The organism is Pseudomonas sp. LBUM1640 (assembly GCF_059716225.1).
The window spans coordinates 2,883,174-2,899,436 of record NZ_CP166816.1; the positions used below are offsets into that span (position 1 = coordinate 2,883,174).

Genomic DNA, 16,263 nt, shown 5'->3' on the forward strand with positions numbered 1-16,263 from the left:
ACTTCTCGAGAGCACCCCTATGTCCCTTCGTAATCTGAATATTGCTCCGCGCGCGTTTCTGGGTTTCGCCTTCATTGCGTTGTTAGTGGTGCTATTGGGGGTGTTCGCCGTTAGCCGCATGACGCAGATCCGTCAGTCCTCGGTGGACATGAACGCCACGCAACTGCCCAGCGTCACTTACCTGGGCAACATCACCGAAAACGTACTGCGCCTGCGCATTCTCTCGTTCCGCGTGTTGGTCAACCGGGAACCTGCCAGCCTGCAGGAAGCCGAAACCCGAATTGGCGTACTCGTCGGCAAGGTGAAAACTGCCCAGGCAGGTTACGCCGGGCTCCCCACCGGCACCGAAGAGGCGGCCTTGTACAAGACCTTTGTCAGCACCCTGAACAACTACTTCCAGGCACAGGCCGAAATGCTGGCGTTGTCCAAACAAGGCAAAGTTGATGAGATGCGTACGTTGATCAACACGCGCATCAAGGACGGCACCGACCAGATGGGCGAGCAGCTCAACAAGCTGATCGCGATCAACGCGGCGGATGCCAAGCAAGCCGACGATGAAGCCGGGCAGAGCTATCAGGGCGCGATAACCGGCGTGATTGCCGTTTCGGTAGTGGCGGCGCTGATGACCGTGTTGCTGGCCTGGCTGTTGACTCGCAGCATCGTTGCGCCGCTGCGTAAAGCGGTGGAAGTGGCCGAAACCATTGCCGGTGGCAACCTGACCAAACTCATCGAAGACCAAGGCAATGACGAACCTGCGCGCCTGCTTGGCGCCTTGTCGGCGATGCAAACCAACCTGCGCCAGACCATCCAGCACATTGCCGGTTCAGCCACGCAACTGGCGTCTGCCGCCGAAGAGTTGAGCGCAGTCACCGAGGAGGCCTCCAAAGGCCTGCAACAACAGAACAACGAAATCGACCAGGCCGCCACCGCCGTCAACGAGATGACCGCCGCCGTGGAAGAAGTGGCGCGCAACGCGGTCTCCACCTCCGAAGCCTCCAGCCAATCCAACCAGGCGGCGCGTGAGGGCCGTGATCGTGTGGTGGAAACTGTCGGCGCGATTCAGACCATGACCCAGGATGTGCAAAATACCTCGGTGATGATTGAGGGCCTGGCGACCCAAGGGCGTGATATTGGCAAGGTACTCGACGTGATCCGCGCGATTGCCGAACAGACCAACCTGCTGGCACTCAACGCGGCGATTGAAGCCGCCCGCGCCGGTGAGGCCGGGCGTGGCTTTGCAGTGGTGGCCGATGAAGTACGGGCATTGGCGCATCGCACCGCGCAGTCGACCCAGGAGATCGAAAAAATGGTTGCCGGTATCCAGACCGGCACGGGTGAAGCGGTGCAGTCGATGCAGCAAAGCAACCAACGCACCCAAACCACCTTGGAAATGGCCCGCGCCGCTGGGGTGGCACTGGAGCAGATCACCCAGTCCATCAGCTTGATCAACGAGCGCAACCTGGTGATTGCCAGCGCGTCGGAAGAACAGGCCCAGGTTTCCCGCGAAGTGGACCGCAACCTGGTCAACATCCGCGACCTGGCGACCCAGTCAGCGGCCGGAGCCAACCAGACCAGTGCCGCCAGCCATGAGCTGTCGCGCCTGGCGGTGGATTTGAATGGGATGGTCGCGCGTTTCGTTATTTGATCTGCAACCGGTGCGGGAGCGGTGATGTGCCGCTCCCAGCCTGAGTGCTTTGAACCATCCGCTTTACTGGAACTTCACGCCTATAACATCGTCGCGCTTGATCGGCTTGGTACTTCTTATCAAAAAGTCGGTCCTGCGATCTCCGGTCATATCAATGCCGATGTAGTACTTCTGGGTTGGCGGGTAAAACGTAATAACAGTGTCGCCAACTCGCCCCGTGTACGCGTTGACGTGGTTGAACATTACGTCTGTGTTTTTACTCATGTTGCTTAAGTCGATTTTGTCCTTGCCGGTCGCGAAGTTCGTCAGGATACGTGAGTTGTAGTAGGGTGAGTCGGAGACGGCGTCATAATTGAATGTTTTAGGGTGAGTAGGTTTGGGTTTTGGTGCGGGTGGAGTAACTACCGATTGTGGTTGGGTGTCGGTCAATATATCGCCGGGTTTAATCGGGTTCTTGCTGAGGATCACTAACGCGGAGTTGGCGTCGCCACCCACATCGAGTACCACTCTATGCAGCTTGGTTTTTTGATCATAGTCCAGCATCAGTTCGCCTTTCTGACCTGTCATTGTCCCGGCTTTGCCGGGCGGCGCGTTGATGAATGTCAGCTTTGAAATACCCGCTTCTTTCAGGACCTCGGAAAGTTCGATTTTATCGACACCACTGACAAAGTCCTTGAGGATGTCCGGACTTCTCAACGGGGAGTCGCTGGCGCGCCGGTATACAAAAGTATCAGCACCGCCGCCGCCGTAGAGTGTGTCGCCGCCGGCCCCTCCGGTTAGGCGATTGTTTGCAGCGTTGCCAATCAATTGATCACGCCCCGAACCACCGATGGCGTTTTCCACGACAACGCCCTTGGCGATGGACACGTTGCCTACCCTGTTGCCTACGTCCGAAAGCTGTTCCGCGTTCAGGTTGATCTTCTGGTTTTGCTTGTAGCCCGAAACATCCAGGGTGTCATTTCCGCCGCTATCCCATATGCAGAAGGCGGCCAGGTCATCGGCGGAGGTCAAACTGTAGTAATCGCGCTCAGCATTGGAGTTGAAACCGTAAGTGGTATCGCCCGTACGGGTATTAGTGTTGGCGCCGTAGAGATGCTGCCCGGCGGTAATGTCACGCATCATCGGGGTTGATGTGCTGTCCGATACGCTGACGCCATTCTCATCACGGGGCCGCCAAAAATGCGTGTTGTAGGACATGGCCGTATGGGTCTTGTTATTCTCGGGGTGCTGCCCGGTTGGGTGCACCAGCCCCAGGCTATGGCCGATCTCGTGAACCATTGAGGAGTTTAAGCCTGAACGCTTGTCGCCCAAGCCGATCGCGATGTTCATGTTTTTACCGGAATGAGGCAATGTGGCGGACCCGCCCACACCGTTATTGCCATGAACGACCAACAGGGCGTCGGCATTTTTTGCATTCTCGGTAAACTTGACCTTAATCACGTCCTCCCACGCCTTGATTGAACTTCTGAAGGCTTTTTTTCTGGCGTCGCTGAATTCCTGCATTCCACTGTTATTACGCCAGGACTCTTGAGGGTCGGATGCACTGAAAAATGTATAGCCGATGGTTATTTTACCGTCGCCGTTCCTGTCCCAGATTCTATAATTTTCACGGGTGAGCTGTGAGGCGATATTCCCAGAAGCGGAAGACGTTGGCAGGTCCTGTTTAACGGGGGGTGATGGATTATCCAAGTTGTGCTTTAGGGCATAAAAAAATGTAGGCGTGTTTGTTCGAATGACAGACATGGCAATCCCTGGCAAAAGGTGGAGGTGGAAGTAATAAAAACGCTAATAGGCGTGAAACACCAAAGTAAGCTGTTCAGTAACAAATGCCAATGCGGGGTATATGTCTATGTGTGACTTAGAATGATTGTTGTAGGAAGAGCAAGTAAGTGCCTTGTTTAAGTTTGGCGAGGGGAGTGTGATAAGTAAAGTAAGTGCGTCGGATTGTCATTGTAGGGGCTAACAGAAAAGTTACTGGGTTAAAGTAATTGGCCACGGAGTGTATTAACCATTCTTGTGCATGACGTTAGGTATGCCCCACACCAAGGCGCTGCGCCCACGCTTGGCGGCGCACGCTTGAGGTGAGCGCCAACCAAGGCGAGGAGCCCGTGTAGTTAAAGCTCGCTGACGTTGACCCAGCGCTCTTGTAGGGCGGCCAGGCGTATGGCGGTTGCCAGTCGTTCTACCGCCCAGGCGGCGTCAAAGTCAGTGCCGTCCGCGCCTTGCCCCGCCAGTGCCATGATCAACTCGTGCACTTCCAGGGTCTTCAACTCGTTATAGCCCAGTTGATGCCCGGCCGCTGGGCTGAAGGCGGCATAGCCGGGCAGGGCGGGGCCGGCCAGTACACGCTGGGACCCGTCCTCGCCGGCGCGGCAGACACGCAGTTCATTCAAACGCTCTTGATCGAACGCCAACGTGCCTTGAGTGCCGCTGATTTCAAAACTCAGGTGGTTCTTGTAGCCGTGCTTGAGCCAACTGCTGCTCACCGTGCCCCGCGCGCCATTGGCGAATCGCAGCAGGGCATGCACCTGGTCATCCACCGCGATGGGTTTGCGATCGTTGCTGCCTTGGGTGGCAGGGCGTTGGGTGTGGACGGTCTGGGTGTCGGCGCACACGCTGTGCACCTCGCCAACCAAGTAGTGCGCCATCGACAACAGGTGGCTGCCCAAATCCGCCAGGGCACCCCCGGCATGTTCCACCTCGCAGCGCCACGACCAGGGCGAACTCGGGTCGGCCATGAAGTCCTCGCTGAACTCGCCCTGGAAGCTGATGATCTCGCCCAGCTCACCCTTGGCAATCATCTGCCGTGCCAGACCGATCATCGGGTTGTGCTGATAGTTGTAGCCGACCCGCGTCACCACCCCGGCCGCACTCGCGGCGCGGCGCATGGTGTCGGCTTGCTCCAGGCTGACGGCCAGTGGTTTTTCGCAATACACCGCCTTGCCCGCCGCAATCGCCGCCATGGCCATGGGAAAGTGCAAATGATTGGGCGTGGTGATGGCTACCACATCGACCTTAGGGTCGTTGATCAACGCCTGCCAGTCGCCATGGGCCTGGGCAAACCCCCAGGCGGTGGCGCAGCGTTGCGCGCGTTCGGTGTCGGCATCGGCCAGGGCGGCCAACGTGAGGTGTACCGGCAGTTCGAAGACCGCGCGGGCATTGTTGAACGCCAGGGCGTGAGCGCGCCCCATGAAGCCCGTGCCGATCAGGCCGATTCCGAGTTCACGCATAGCCGTGGTCCTTTGAATTATTGTTTTCAAGAACGTCATTAATGGAATAAATATTCCCAAAATTCAATAGATGGAATAAAAATTCATTTTCACTGATCGTTCCCACGCTCCGCGTGGTAATGCCGCATAGGACGCTCCGCGTCCCACCGTTAAAGCACGTGCCAGCGACGCAGAGCGCCACGGGATGCATGCCCACGCTCCGCGTGGGAACGATCAGAGGACGATCATCAAGCGCAGTAATGCAGGCATATTCAGCCCATGGCCAAAAGCCGTCAGTTAACAAAAGATAACGTAGCGCCGATTGTCAGACGATTCGAAAGCCCGATAGGATGGCCCCTGCTTCCTCCAGGCGCTCTAGATTGCAGGTTTCAGAGCCCGGGAAGGCGAGACGACCTAACAATAATAAATCGGGAGAAAGGTCTATGAGTGAGCCTGTCATGGGTTGGGTTGTTTGCCGCCCGCGGGCCGCCCGCAGGGTTGCGATGCTGGCCACAGCGCTCTCGCTGCTTGGGGTGTTGTCGACGCCCGTGCTGGCAGCCGACGATACCAGCGCACAACCGGTGTTTGCGATTGAAACCGCCAAGGCCGCCAAAGGCTTGATGATCGATGTGGTCCACGCAGGCAAACGCTTGGTCGCGGTCGGTGATCGCGGGCACATCCTCTATTCCGATGATCAAGGCAGCACTTGGGCCCAAGCCAAAGTGCCCACCCGGCAACTGCTCACGGCGGTGTTTTTCGTCGACGATAAACACGGCTGGGCCGTCGGCCATGATGCGCAAATTCTCGCAAGCGTCGACGGCGGTGCCACCTGGACCCAGCAATATCAAGACCTCAAGCGCGAAGCGCCGTTGCTCGACATCTGGTTCAAGGACGCCGCGCACGGCCTGGCCGTGGGCGCCTACGGTGCGTTGATCGAAACCACTGACGGCGGCAAAACCTGGGATGACGTGAGCGAGCGCCTCGACAACGAAGACCAGTTTCACCTCAATGCCATCGCGCACATCAAGGATGCCGGCCTGTTTATCGTCGGCGAGCAGGGCAGCATGTTCCGCTCCAGCGACGACGGCCAGACCTGGGAAAAACTTGAAGGCCCGTATGAAGGCTCGCTGTTTGGCGTAATCAGCACCGCTCAACCACACACCCTGTTGGCCTATGGCCTGCGCGGCAACCTTTACCGCTCCACGGATTTCGGCAGCACCTGGCAGCAGGTCGACCTGAACGCCGCGCGCGGTGCCCTGGAGTTCGGCTTGTCGGGCGCCACATTGCTCGATGACGGCTCGCTGGTAGTGGTCGGTAACGGCGGCAGCGTGGTGGTCAGCCACGACGACGGGCAGACCTTCAGCGTGTTCAATCGCCCGGACCGCATTTCACTCTCGGCGGTCACGGCGGCAGGCAATGGCAACTTGATTCTGGTCGGGCAGGGTGGTGTTCGTGTTGCCACACCTACCGGCGCCGAACCGACAAAACAATAAGAAGGCGGGCAAAGAATGAGCAGTCATCACAACGATAAAGCGACCTTTCTTGAGCGCCTGATCTTCAACAACCGCCCGGCAGTCATCGTCATCTGCCTGCTGGTGAGTATCTTCCTGTTCTGGCAGGCGACGTTGATTCGCCCGTCCACCAGCTTTGAAAAGATGATCCCGCTCAAGCACCCCTTCATCGAAAAGATGATGGAGCACCGCAACGACCTGGCCAACCTGGGCAACACGGTGCGCATCTCGGTGGAAGCCAAGGACGGTGACATCTTCACAAAGGAGTACATGGAGACCCTGCGCCAGATCAACGACGAGGTGTTCTACATCTCCGGCGTCGACCGCTCGGGCCTCAAGTCGCTGTGGAGCCCCAGCGTGCGCTGGACCGAAGTCACCGAGGAAGGCTTTGCCGGCGGTGAAGTGATCCCGCAAAGCTATAACGGCTCGCCACAAAGCCTCGATCAGCTGCGCAATAACGTGCTCAAGTCCGGCCAGGTCGGGCGCCTGGTGGCTAACGATTTCAAGTCGAGCATCGTCGACATTCCGCTGCTGGAGTCCTACCCGGACCCGCAAGACCAGGGCAAATTACTCGCCCTGGACTACCGCAAGTTCTCCCATGAACTCGAAGACAAGATCCGCGACAAATTCGAAGCGCAGAACCCCAACGTCAAGATCCACATCGTCGGGTTTGCCAAGAAGGTCGGCGACCTGATCGACGGCCTGGTGATGGTGGTGATGTTCTTCGGCATCGCGTTCGTCATCACCCTGATTCTGCTGCTGTGGTTCACCAACTGCCTGCGCAGCACCGTCGCGGTGTTGAGCACCACGCTGGTGGCGGTGGTCTGGCAACTGGGGCTGATGCACTTTTTTGGTTTCGGCCTCGATCCGTATTCGATGCTGGTGCCGTTCCTGATTTTCGCCATCGGTATTTCCCATGGCGTGCAGAAGATCAACGGTATTGCGCTGCAATCGAGTGAAGCGGACAACGCACTGACGGCGGCCCGACGCACATTCCGGCAACTGTTCCTGCCGGGGATGATCGCGATCCTCGCCGACGCGGTGGGTTTCATCACGCTGCTGATCATCGACATCGGTGTGATCCGCGAACTGGCCATCGGCGCCTCCATTGGCGTGGCGGTGATCGTGTTCACCAACCTGATCCTGCTGCCGGTGGCGATTTCCTACGTCGGCATCAGCAAGCGCGCCATCGCCAAGAGCAAGAAGGATGCGCACCGCGAACACCCGTTCTGGCGCCTGCTGTCCAAATTCGCCAGCCCGAAAGTCGCGCCGGTCTCGATCTTGCTGGCGCTGATCGCCTTCGGCGGCGGCCTCTGGTACAGCCAGAACCTGAAAATCGGCGACCTCGACCAAGGCGCGCCGGAACTGCGCCCGGATTCGCGCTACAACAAAGACAACAACTTCATCATCAGCAACTACTCCACCAGTTCCGACGTGCTGGTGGTGATGGTCAAAACCCGTGCCGAAGGCTGCTCGCGCTATGAAGCCATGGCGCCCATCGACCAGTTGATGTGGAAGATGCAGAACACCGAAGGCGTGCAATCGGCGATCTCGCTGGTGACCGTGTCCAAGCAGATGATCAAGGGCATGAACGAGGGCAACCTGAAATGGGAAACCCTGTCGCGTAACCCCGACGTGCTGAACAACTCCATCGCCCGGGCCGACGGCCTGTACAACAACAATTGCTCGCTGGCGCCGGTGCTGGTGTTCCTCAACGACCACAAGGCCGAAACCCTCGACCGTGCGGTGCATGCAGTGCAGGACTTCGCCAAGGAAAACAACAAGGACGGCCTGGAGTTCATCCTCGCAGCCGGTAACGCCGGGATCGAAGCGGCGACCAACGAGGTGATCAAAGAGTCGGAACTGACCATTCTTATCCTGGTGTACCTGTGCGTGGCGACCATGTGCATGATCACCTTCCGCTCCTGGGCGGCGACACTGTGCATCGTGCTGCCGCTGGTGCTGACCTCGGTGCTGGGCAACGCGCTGATGGCGTTCATGGGCATCGGCGTCAAGGTCGCGACCTTGCCGGTGGTGGCCCTGGGCGTGGGGATTGGCGTGGACTACGGCATCTACATCTACAGCCGCCTGGAGAGCTTCCTGCGCGCCGGTTTGCCGTTGCAAGAGGCGTACTACCAAACACTCAAATCCACCGGCAAGGCCGTGCTGTTCACCGGCCTGTGTCTGGCGATCGGCGTGTGCACCTGGATCTTCTCGGCCATCAAGTTCCAGGCCGACATGGGCCTGATGCTGACTTTCATGTTGCTGTGGAACATGTTCGGCGCGCTGTGGCTGTTGCCGGCATTGGCGCGGTTCCTGATCAAACCGGAGAAGCTGGCGGGGCAGAAGGGCAATTCGTTGTTTGCCCACTGATCTGTCGCTGTGACCAAAACGCCGTGGCCTGTGCCACGGCGTTTTGCATTGCACGGCCTTAGGCCGATGCAACGATTTGACCTATCATGAGGTCTTTCCTCTTGATGATTGATGGTTATGACTGCCGACACCGCTACCTTGCTCGACGCTTTTAAAGACTGCCAGATGGTTGAAATCGATGGGCTGCACACCTTCGACTTCAGCCTGGATGAACAGAAGTTACTGATCACCTGCATGGACGGTCGCGCCGAAAAGCGCTGGAGTTTCAGCCTGGAGCAGGTCAACGCGGCGATCTTTGATCAAACGTTGCAAAGCTGGACCCTTACCGGTGACTCGGGCGAGCATCGCCTGGTCTGCATGAGCGGCGTCACCGGCAACAATAACGATGAGGACGAAGCGGATGATGATGCGTAAATTCTGGCCCCTGCTGATGGCGGGCAGTGTCGGTGCGATGTCGGTGCAAGCCGCGCCGGCCGACACCTATGAACTGCTGGTGGGCAGCTACACCGCAGGCACCAGCGAAGGCATCTACCGCTTGCAATTTGACAGCCGTACCGGCCAGTTCAGCGGCAAACCGGTGCTGGCGGCGAAGGCGGCCAACCCTTCGTGGCTGACGATTTCCAAAGACCAGAAGCACCTGTTTGTGGTCAACGAGAACGGCCCGGGCCAGAAAGACCCGGTCGGCCGCGTCAGCAGCTACAGCATCGACCCGCAGAATCATCAGCTCAGCCTGATCAACCAGGTGCAGAGCCTGGGCAATGAGCCGACCCACTCCAGCGTTGCCGCTGATGGGCGCTACCTGTTCGTGGCCAATTATTCGGTGCTGGAAGATCCGGGCGGCAGCCTCGCGGTGCTGCCGGTCGACGCCAATGGCAAGTTGTCGGCGCCAGTGCAGCTCAGCGGGCACTCGGCCAGCCGGGTGAACCCTGAGCGCCAGGCCTCCAACCACGTGCATTCGGTGGTGTCGTCGCCGGACGGCAAGTATGTGTTTGTTCAGGACTTGGGGGCAGACAAGGTGTTTGCCTACCACTACGACCCCAAGGCCAATCATGAACAGCCATTGACCCCGGCCGATCCAGCCTTTGTGCAATTACCACCGGGCAGCGGCCCGCGCCACTTGTTGTTCAGCGCCGATGGCAAGCATGCCTGGCTGACCACCGAGATGAGCGCCCAGGTCGCGGTATTCGATTACAACGACGGCAAACTCAGCCAAACCCAGTTGGTGGACTTTGCCGCCGGGCAACCGGTATCCGACAAGGCGGGCGCCGCGCTGCACGCTTCAAGCGATGGCAAGTTCCTCTACGTCAGCAACCGCGGCACCGCCAACCAGATGCTGGTATTCAGCATCGACCCGGCCACCGCGCACCTCAAGGAACTGCAGCGCCGTTCCGTCGAAGGTGACCACCCGCGCGAGTTCAGCCTCGACCCGAGCGGCAAGTTCTTGCTGATCGCCAACCAGAAAAGCAATGAAATCGTAGTCGTCGAGCGCGACCCCAAGACCGGCCTGCTGGGTAAAACCGTGCAGAAATTGCCGATTGATGCCCCCAGCGACCTCAAGTTCCTGGTGCGTCAATAAGCCACAGGCCCCGCAGTGCGGGGCCTGACCCTCTGTATTAATTCTATTAATAGCGGCTACTGTTTCAAAGCATTTCTAAGGTTCAGCCCCTCGGGCGTAAGTTTGGTTCCAAGGCCTTCCCCGGCCACCTAAACGAACGAACACAAGGGTTACCGACATGAACTTGAACCTCTTCTCCATCATCGCCGCTTCCGCCGTTTCCGCCACCGTGGCATTGCCAGCCGCCGCCAGCGTGGACGTTGCCGGTAAAAAATCCAGCACCAGCGCCTACACCCAGAAATACCTGCAACAAAGCGCCAACTTCTACGCCGCACTGGATCACAAAAACCAGCAGTGAGCGTTGATTGACCCTGCACCCGGCAGACGCCAAACCACTGGAACGCAGATTCTGCCGTTCGAGTGGTTTGGCGTTTGTGCATCGAGCGAATTCAGCCGTTTCCTTTGTTGCGCCTCGATCGGGAAATAGCCCGTCAGCGCGTGCTGAACATCGCTGAGGGGAGGGCGCTAAGGCTAGGCGTTCAGGAATATCTCATCCAGCGGCGAGCGAATTCTCCCATCTTCAATTTTGTCGGACGGCTTGTTTTTCCCCGCCATCCTGTTCAAGTCCTTTTGGGTCAGTTTTTGTTGGCTGGGTATTTTCAGATGCGCAAATGTATGGCTGGCGGGACTTGTCAGCGCGTCTTCTTTGGTTGTGTAGTGGAAATGTGCATACCATAGGACGTTATTGGGTTCTTGGCTGTCGCGCACGACGTACTCGGTGAACGCATCACCCGCTCGGGTAAAAAACACCTGTTTTACAGGTTCTATGGTGACCAGACGCTGATTGAACAGGTAAGCAACATTGGCGGCAGAGGGCACCTGAAGCACGTAGGCGTCTCGCACATGTTCGTAGGTGCTTTTTTGCATGGCCTCAGCACGTGTGCGCCATTGCTCGACAAGCTGCGCACAAGCAGGATCATCGCCGTGCGTGGCTTCGGTCTTGCTGGCAAGCTCAAGCAGGTTCGACGCCGGCTCTTGCAGCATGTGATCCCAATCAAGCGGTTTGATCTTTTGAAGTTCGTCAGGCTGTTTGAGCTTCTTTTTCTCGTGCAACACTAACCGTTCCTGTTGCTCCCATAGTTTTATCAACGTTTGCCCCTGAGCCTTCAAGGCGTTGAGCGAGAGCTTTGGCACCGTAGGTGGCACCAGGGTTGGGCTGTTCACTGCGGGCTCGGCGGCCTCTTCTTCCTGTATCTCAGTACGTACACGTGCTGGGGAGTCTGATTGTTTGCGATCAATAGACGGTTGTCGGTTTTGTGCCTCCCCGGAAGTGGAGGGCAACTTCAAGGCGCTGTCCCTTTCTGCCTGGTTCAGTGTGTCTTGCTGCGCCTTGATATTTTCGAGCAGCTCATCAAGACGTTTGATCAGCAGGTCATTGTATTTTGGGCGAATGATGACCGAATGGCTGGCCTGGAGTTGGCGGCAGTCTTCCAGCAGGCTTTCATACGTGTCAGTCAGCTGTGTCAGTTTCGACCGGCGCTCTGCCACAGAAAAATCAGTCCCGGCGAGCAGCTCCCAGTGGAGCTTCACTGTAGGCGCCAACAGCAGCTCGCTGATACGCGTTCCGATTTTGAGATCTGCCGGCGGGTAAGTCTCTTGATTCGCTTTGTTCAGGCTCAGCTCTCTGATTAACGCTAAGGTATTCAGTTTCAGCTTGAGGTCTTCGTTGGGATCGGATGCCGGGATTTTTTCTTGATCCACTCGGGTGTATTTTCGCTCACCGGCCAGTTCATCGATGACGTCGGGCATGGCAAGCTGTTGTTTGATCTCTTCGAGTTTTTTCTCCGCCAGCCGGATGTCGTTTTCGAGCTGGGTATTGGAAGGGTCGTTGCTCAGTGCGAGCCTTGAGTCGCTGAGTTGCAATCGGGTGGCACACTGTTCAAGTGTCAGCTTGGCTTTTACCATCATGACCGCCAATGCTGTTTTTCTGTCGCTTAGTTCGATCAGGACTTTTTTGTTGCCTTTCTTGAGTTTGACGTTCGCTTTATTAATGGCCAATTCAGCGTTGAGGTGATTGATTTTTAGCTCGGTAGCCAGTTTAAGTAAACGCAGCTCAGCGTCTTCGTTATCGACACGCAATTGATCGTTCGAAGGGTCGGATTGCAGTGCTTTTCGCGCGCTGTCGAGAGTGTCTTTGGCGGCACCTAACTTATCCCTGAGGTTTGCATCGGGTATCAGTAATGCCTTCTCGGCATTCAGCCGCTCGCCCATATACTTGGCGTGCTCTCTTCCGATAGGCGAGTCATTTGCCCACTCGTCGAGCAGTGCCGAACGCTCGCCCAAATAACGCAGCAACTGTTCATTCTGATCAACCGTGTTTTCCAGGGTTGAAATATATTTTTGATAACCACTCGAACTTATATCTTTGGCGTTTTGTGTAATCTTGGCCAGAGGTTCGCCATCCGAACCATACCGGCTTTCTCCAACAAAGGTTTGATAGACCTTTTGAAGGGCCTGCTGCTCTTCAAATAATTTCAGAAATAGCTCGGAGCGCTCGGCCTGATAGACGGACGATTTTTGCGTGCTTTTCTTGGGGGTCAGTAGGTCCACTGCGGAGCGCTTCAAGTCGCCGCTTAGTGTCAAATTCGTACGGTGGGTTTCGAGCATCCTGCGTAGTTGCGTTCGGGAGCGTGTGGTCAATGCCAGTTGTTCCTGATGGCGCGTATGGGCTTCACTGTCGGGCACGCTAGGATCAACAGACTGCCACCGCACGAGCAGCTCAGCGCGGTCTTTTTTATAAGCTTCCAGCGTTTTGGACAGAAGGCTTTTCGAAAACTCGAGTTTTTTATCCAAGGCCGTTATTTGTGGTTTCAGTGTTTCATACTGAGTGTCGATTTCGTTGTCATCGGCCGAGGTCTTCTGCCCACCCTTGAGACGCTCGACGTTCTTGAATTCCCAGTTGCCGTCGACCGTGGGTTTCAGGAACGGGCCTGAGCGGCACGTGTCGTTACCGTCGAGCAGGAACACTTGGTCCAGGTCGGCACCTACCCGATACCATTTTTCGTTGGCTTTGGCATGCAGCTTACCGTCGATTCTGTACAGGCCCGCAAGCCGTCCTTTCGCGATAGGGAGGCCGGGGTGGGGCGGTTCCGGTACTTCGAATGAATTGATCAGGTCCACCAGCCGAGTGCGTGGGTGCAAGTGAGGGAATCGGAGGGCATGGTTGATATCGTCCGGTACTCGCCTGACAGGGTCTTTGCCTGAGGTTACGGATGAGTCGTCGACCGTATGCGCTAACCTGTCGGCTACATAACTGCCGTCGCCCAGGCTATGAGGCGCCTCGTGCGTGCTGAGAGGCGCGATGGCAAACATCATGTTCAGTAATAGATCCACCACCGCCGCTGATTTGTCCTTTTTCCCATCGTCGTCCAGCGTTTCAAGGTCATTGTGTATCGAGTCCAGCTGCATCATGGCGCCCAACACCATGCCCGGTGTACGCAGGGCAGGCAGCACGGCATTGAGTACCAGGAACCCGCCTTCCTTGAGAGAGGCCCAGCGACTCTCGCTGTTCGACACCGATTGCTGCTCGGCGAGGCTCGTCAGGCTGTGGGCGTTGGCGTCGTAAAAGCGGTCCATCAGCTTGCCGTCATGCAGGCCCTCAAGGAGTGTCGCAGCATTGTCATAGCCCTCCGTTGCCAGCGTTGCGGGCTTTGCCGCTTCGTAGGGTTGGGAGTCATCGCCTTGATAGAAGTGATGGACATGAGGCTCTCGAAACCCGTTATGCGCGTAAACGTCACGTGTCTTCTTGTCGGGCAGCCAGGCGAGCATGCTGGTTTGCACCTTGCCCGGTTTGGCAATCGCCTCCATCAACGCTGCATGTGTGGAGAACTCCAGCAAGGGCGCGTCAGATATCAGCGGGCGATATAGGATGTGTGGGCCGGACGCGGTGTCCTTGGGTTCGATCAAAAACATATTGTCGACAACGTCTGGCTGCGCGTCGGGTGTGCGCAGAAACGCCAGGGGCCGGATGACGATTTCCTGGCCATCCGCGATTTTTTTTCCGGCGCCCGGGCTGACGATCGCTTCGACAAAACGGTAACTGCGGGCGCTGAAGCCGGCGTCTTTCTGCAGGGCGAGTTCCAGGGCCTGCAGGGGTAACTCGACAGCCAGCTGCTCGGCGAACAGCGAGCGGCGTTCTTGCGTATCCGGACTATCACCCAATAGCGTACGTTTAATCAGGTCTGGATAGTTCTTCCCGATATCGACTTCCTGGACGAGCTTTTTGAGCGCGTTACCGCTCTCCAATTCAGGTACGCGCTGACCGTTGTGGTACACCTCCATTTCGCCTTTGGGCAGGCCCGCAAGATTCTCTAACGCCATCGCCGTCAGGCTCATGGGAACGCGTTCGATATACCCGCCGACCAGTGTCCCGACTGCCACCTTGAAGACGACGCTCAGGTCCTTGGCGGCGTATCCCTTCGGCAATTTTGCATCGAGCTGCTGCTGCGCAAACAGCGTGATGTCCGGGATGCCGTGGTTGTATGAGCGTCCTTGATTACGGTGCAGGGTGCTGGCTAACTGCAAACCCAGAGTTCGGTAGGCATAACGATCACGGTCATTGGCATGGCGTAGCCATTCGGGCAGGCTTTTTCGGGTTTGCTCAAGAACCTGTGGGTCTGTCTTGAACGCGGTGACAAAACCGGAGACGGGGTCGCTCGCCTGGGCAAATTGGTCGTTCAGGTCTTTTGTGCCTTGCCCGGGATCAGGCGTGGGTAGCGCGCTGAGGTTGCGCAGGCTGTGATGCAGGATGTTATCAGCCTGCGTGTCGAAGATTGACCCCTCCGGTTCTTCAAGGCCAAACCTCAATTGATCGAGAGGGAACTGTTCGTCGAGGCGTTGCTCCCAGGCGCGCCGGAAATCCTGGAGGGAGTTGTAGGGTGTGATTTCGCCATTGGGTGTGTACAGCAGAACCACCTCCCGGTCTCCCACCGTCCGCACAATCAGGAGTTCGTCCGTATAGGCGTCCCACGAATCCGGGTCGTGTTTCAAGCCCGTGTTGAGGGTGAAAACCGACGCTTTGGTAGTCCCGCTTGGTTCCGGCCGCACTGATTGATCGGGGTATCTGACCACTTGGTCCAGGGTCTCGCGTTGCACATCGTCCAGGCCTGGATGTTTCAGCCCGGTGATGCGCAGGTTGTCTCGCAGGATGTCGCTGAACCATTGCCTGCGACTGATGGCTGGGGCGGTGGCCTCTTGCCCCTTGGCGGGCGCGGCATACGCCGGGCTGTTCCAATAGCTCACCACGCTACTGATGAAGGCGGGTTGGAGCTGGGTCGGTAAATTGCGTACGGCATGTTCGAGTGCACGCATGTCTATTGTCAGGGTGTTATCGGTTGAAACCGTAGCACCTTGTGTCAGGCGCGAGCGCGTGTCGACCAGTGTGCGGTCACCGGTGAAATCCAATGCCGTGCCGTTCACCAGGTAGTCAAGGGCGAGCTCCACAAGCGGGGTCTGTTTGTACTGTGTGGGGTTATCGGGGTCAGGTTCGCTGACGACGAGGTGGGTGATGTCGATTTCCTCGTTTGCCGTACCGTTGCGCAGGGTCTCACGCAACAACTCTGATACGACTGATCGTAGGGTCGGACGCCCGGAAAACTGATGGCGCACGGCATCGCCAAGGGGGTCAGTTGAGAGAGGAGGCAGTGTGCTTTCGGATCGATCTGCCGGTGACGTTTGAATGGACGGCGTAGAGGAAAGCGCTCTTCCCCTGCTGTGATGCTTTAACTTCGGTGCGGTCTCGATTTGATCATGGGTTATATGAGCCGGCGGTGGTACAGCCTTTGGCAGGGGGATAGTCATCGGGGCCGTGTAACTATTGATAACTGGACGCGCTGATATTGAACTCACACTACACTCCTCGGATTGACACGTTGAATGTCCCCAAACTTCTGGGGCAGTTCCATCGGCGGA

Annotated in this window: 9 protein-coding genes; 6 read left to right on the forward strand and 3 right to left on the reverse strand. The window is 57.5% G+C overall.

Going from position 1 to position 16,263, the window contains the following annotated elements:
- Positions 1–19: 19 nt before the first annotated feature.
- Positions 20–1,645, forward strand: a complete 1,626-nt coding sequence (locus ACA065_RS12985) for a methyl-accepting chemotaxis protein (RefSeq protein ID WP_497694858.1) — start codon at positions 20–22, stop codon at positions 1,643–1,645.
- Positions 1,646–1,708: 63 nt separating this feature from the next.
- Here ACA065_RS12985 and ACA065_RS12990 read toward each other — a convergent pair whose 3' ends face one another.
- Together ACA065_RS12990 and ACA065_RS12995 are read right to left on the reverse strand one after the other, a co-directional pair.
- On the reverse strand, positions 1,709–3,388 hold the full coding sequence (locus ACA065_RS12990; protein WP_497694859.1) for a M10 family metallopeptidase C-terminal domain-containing protein: 1,680 nt from the start codon (positions 3,386–3,388) through the stop codon (positions 1,709–1,711).
- A gap of 371 nt (positions 3,389–3,759) precedes the next feature.
- Positions 3,760–4,875, reverse strand: a complete 1,116-nt coding sequence (locus ACA065_RS12995) for a Gfo/Idh/MocA family protein (RefSeq protein ID WP_497694860.1) — start codon at positions 4,873–4,875, stop codon at positions 3,760–3,762.
- Positions 4,876–5,312: 437 nt separating this feature from the next.
- On the opposite strand from ACA065_RS12995, the gene ACA065_RS13000 reads away from it, so the two are divergent.
- The 5 genes from ACA065_RS13000 to ACA065_RS13020 all read left to right on the forward strand — a co-directional run bounded on the left by ACA065_RS13000 (position 5,313) and on the right by ACA065_RS13020 (position 10,651).
- A complete protein-coding gene (locus ACA065_RS13000; protein WP_497695341.1) occupies positions 5,313–6,347 on the forward strand; it encodes a WD40/YVTN/BNR-like repeat-containing protein in 1,035 nt (344 codons plus the stop codon).
- A 15-nt stretch (positions 6,348–6,362) separates the two neighbouring features.
- Positions 6,363–8,738, forward strand: a complete 2,376-nt coding sequence (locus ACA065_RS13005) for an efflux RND transporter permease subunit (RefSeq protein ID WP_497694861.1) — start codon at positions 6,363–6,365, stop codon at positions 8,736–8,738.
- 117 nt (positions 8,739–8,855) lie between these two features.
- Positions 8,856–9,152, forward strand: coding sequence for a DUF5629 family protein (locus tag ACA065_RS13010; protein WP_497694862.1), 297 nt, complete (start codon positions 8,856–8,858; stop codon positions 9,150–9,152).
- Positions 9,139–10,314 carry a lactonase family protein gene (locus tag ACA065_RS13015; RefSeq protein ID WP_497694863.1) on the forward strand — a complete coding sequence of 392 codons (1,176 nt, stop codon included), beginning with the start codon at positions 9,139–9,141 and terminating at the stop codon, positions 10,312–10,314. The genes ACA065_RS13010 and ACA065_RS13015 overlap by 14 nt, the downstream gene beginning before the upstream one ends.
- Positions 10,315–10,471: 157 nt before the next feature.
- Positions 10,472–10,651, forward strand: a complete 180-nt coding sequence (locus ACA065_RS13020; protein WP_497694864.1) for a hypothetical protein — start codon at positions 10,472–10,474, stop codon at positions 10,649–10,651.
- A 173-nt stretch (positions 10,652–10,824) separates the two neighbouring features.
- On the opposite strand, the gene ACA065_RS13025 is transcribed toward ACA065_RS13020, so the two are convergent.
- On the reverse strand, positions 10,825–15,906 hold the full coding sequence (locus ACA065_RS13025; RefSeq protein WP_497694865.1) for a hypothetical protein: 5,082 nt from the start codon (positions 15,904–15,906) through the stop codon (positions 10,825–10,827).
- Between the last annotated feature and the right edge of the window lie 357 nt (positions 15,907–16,263).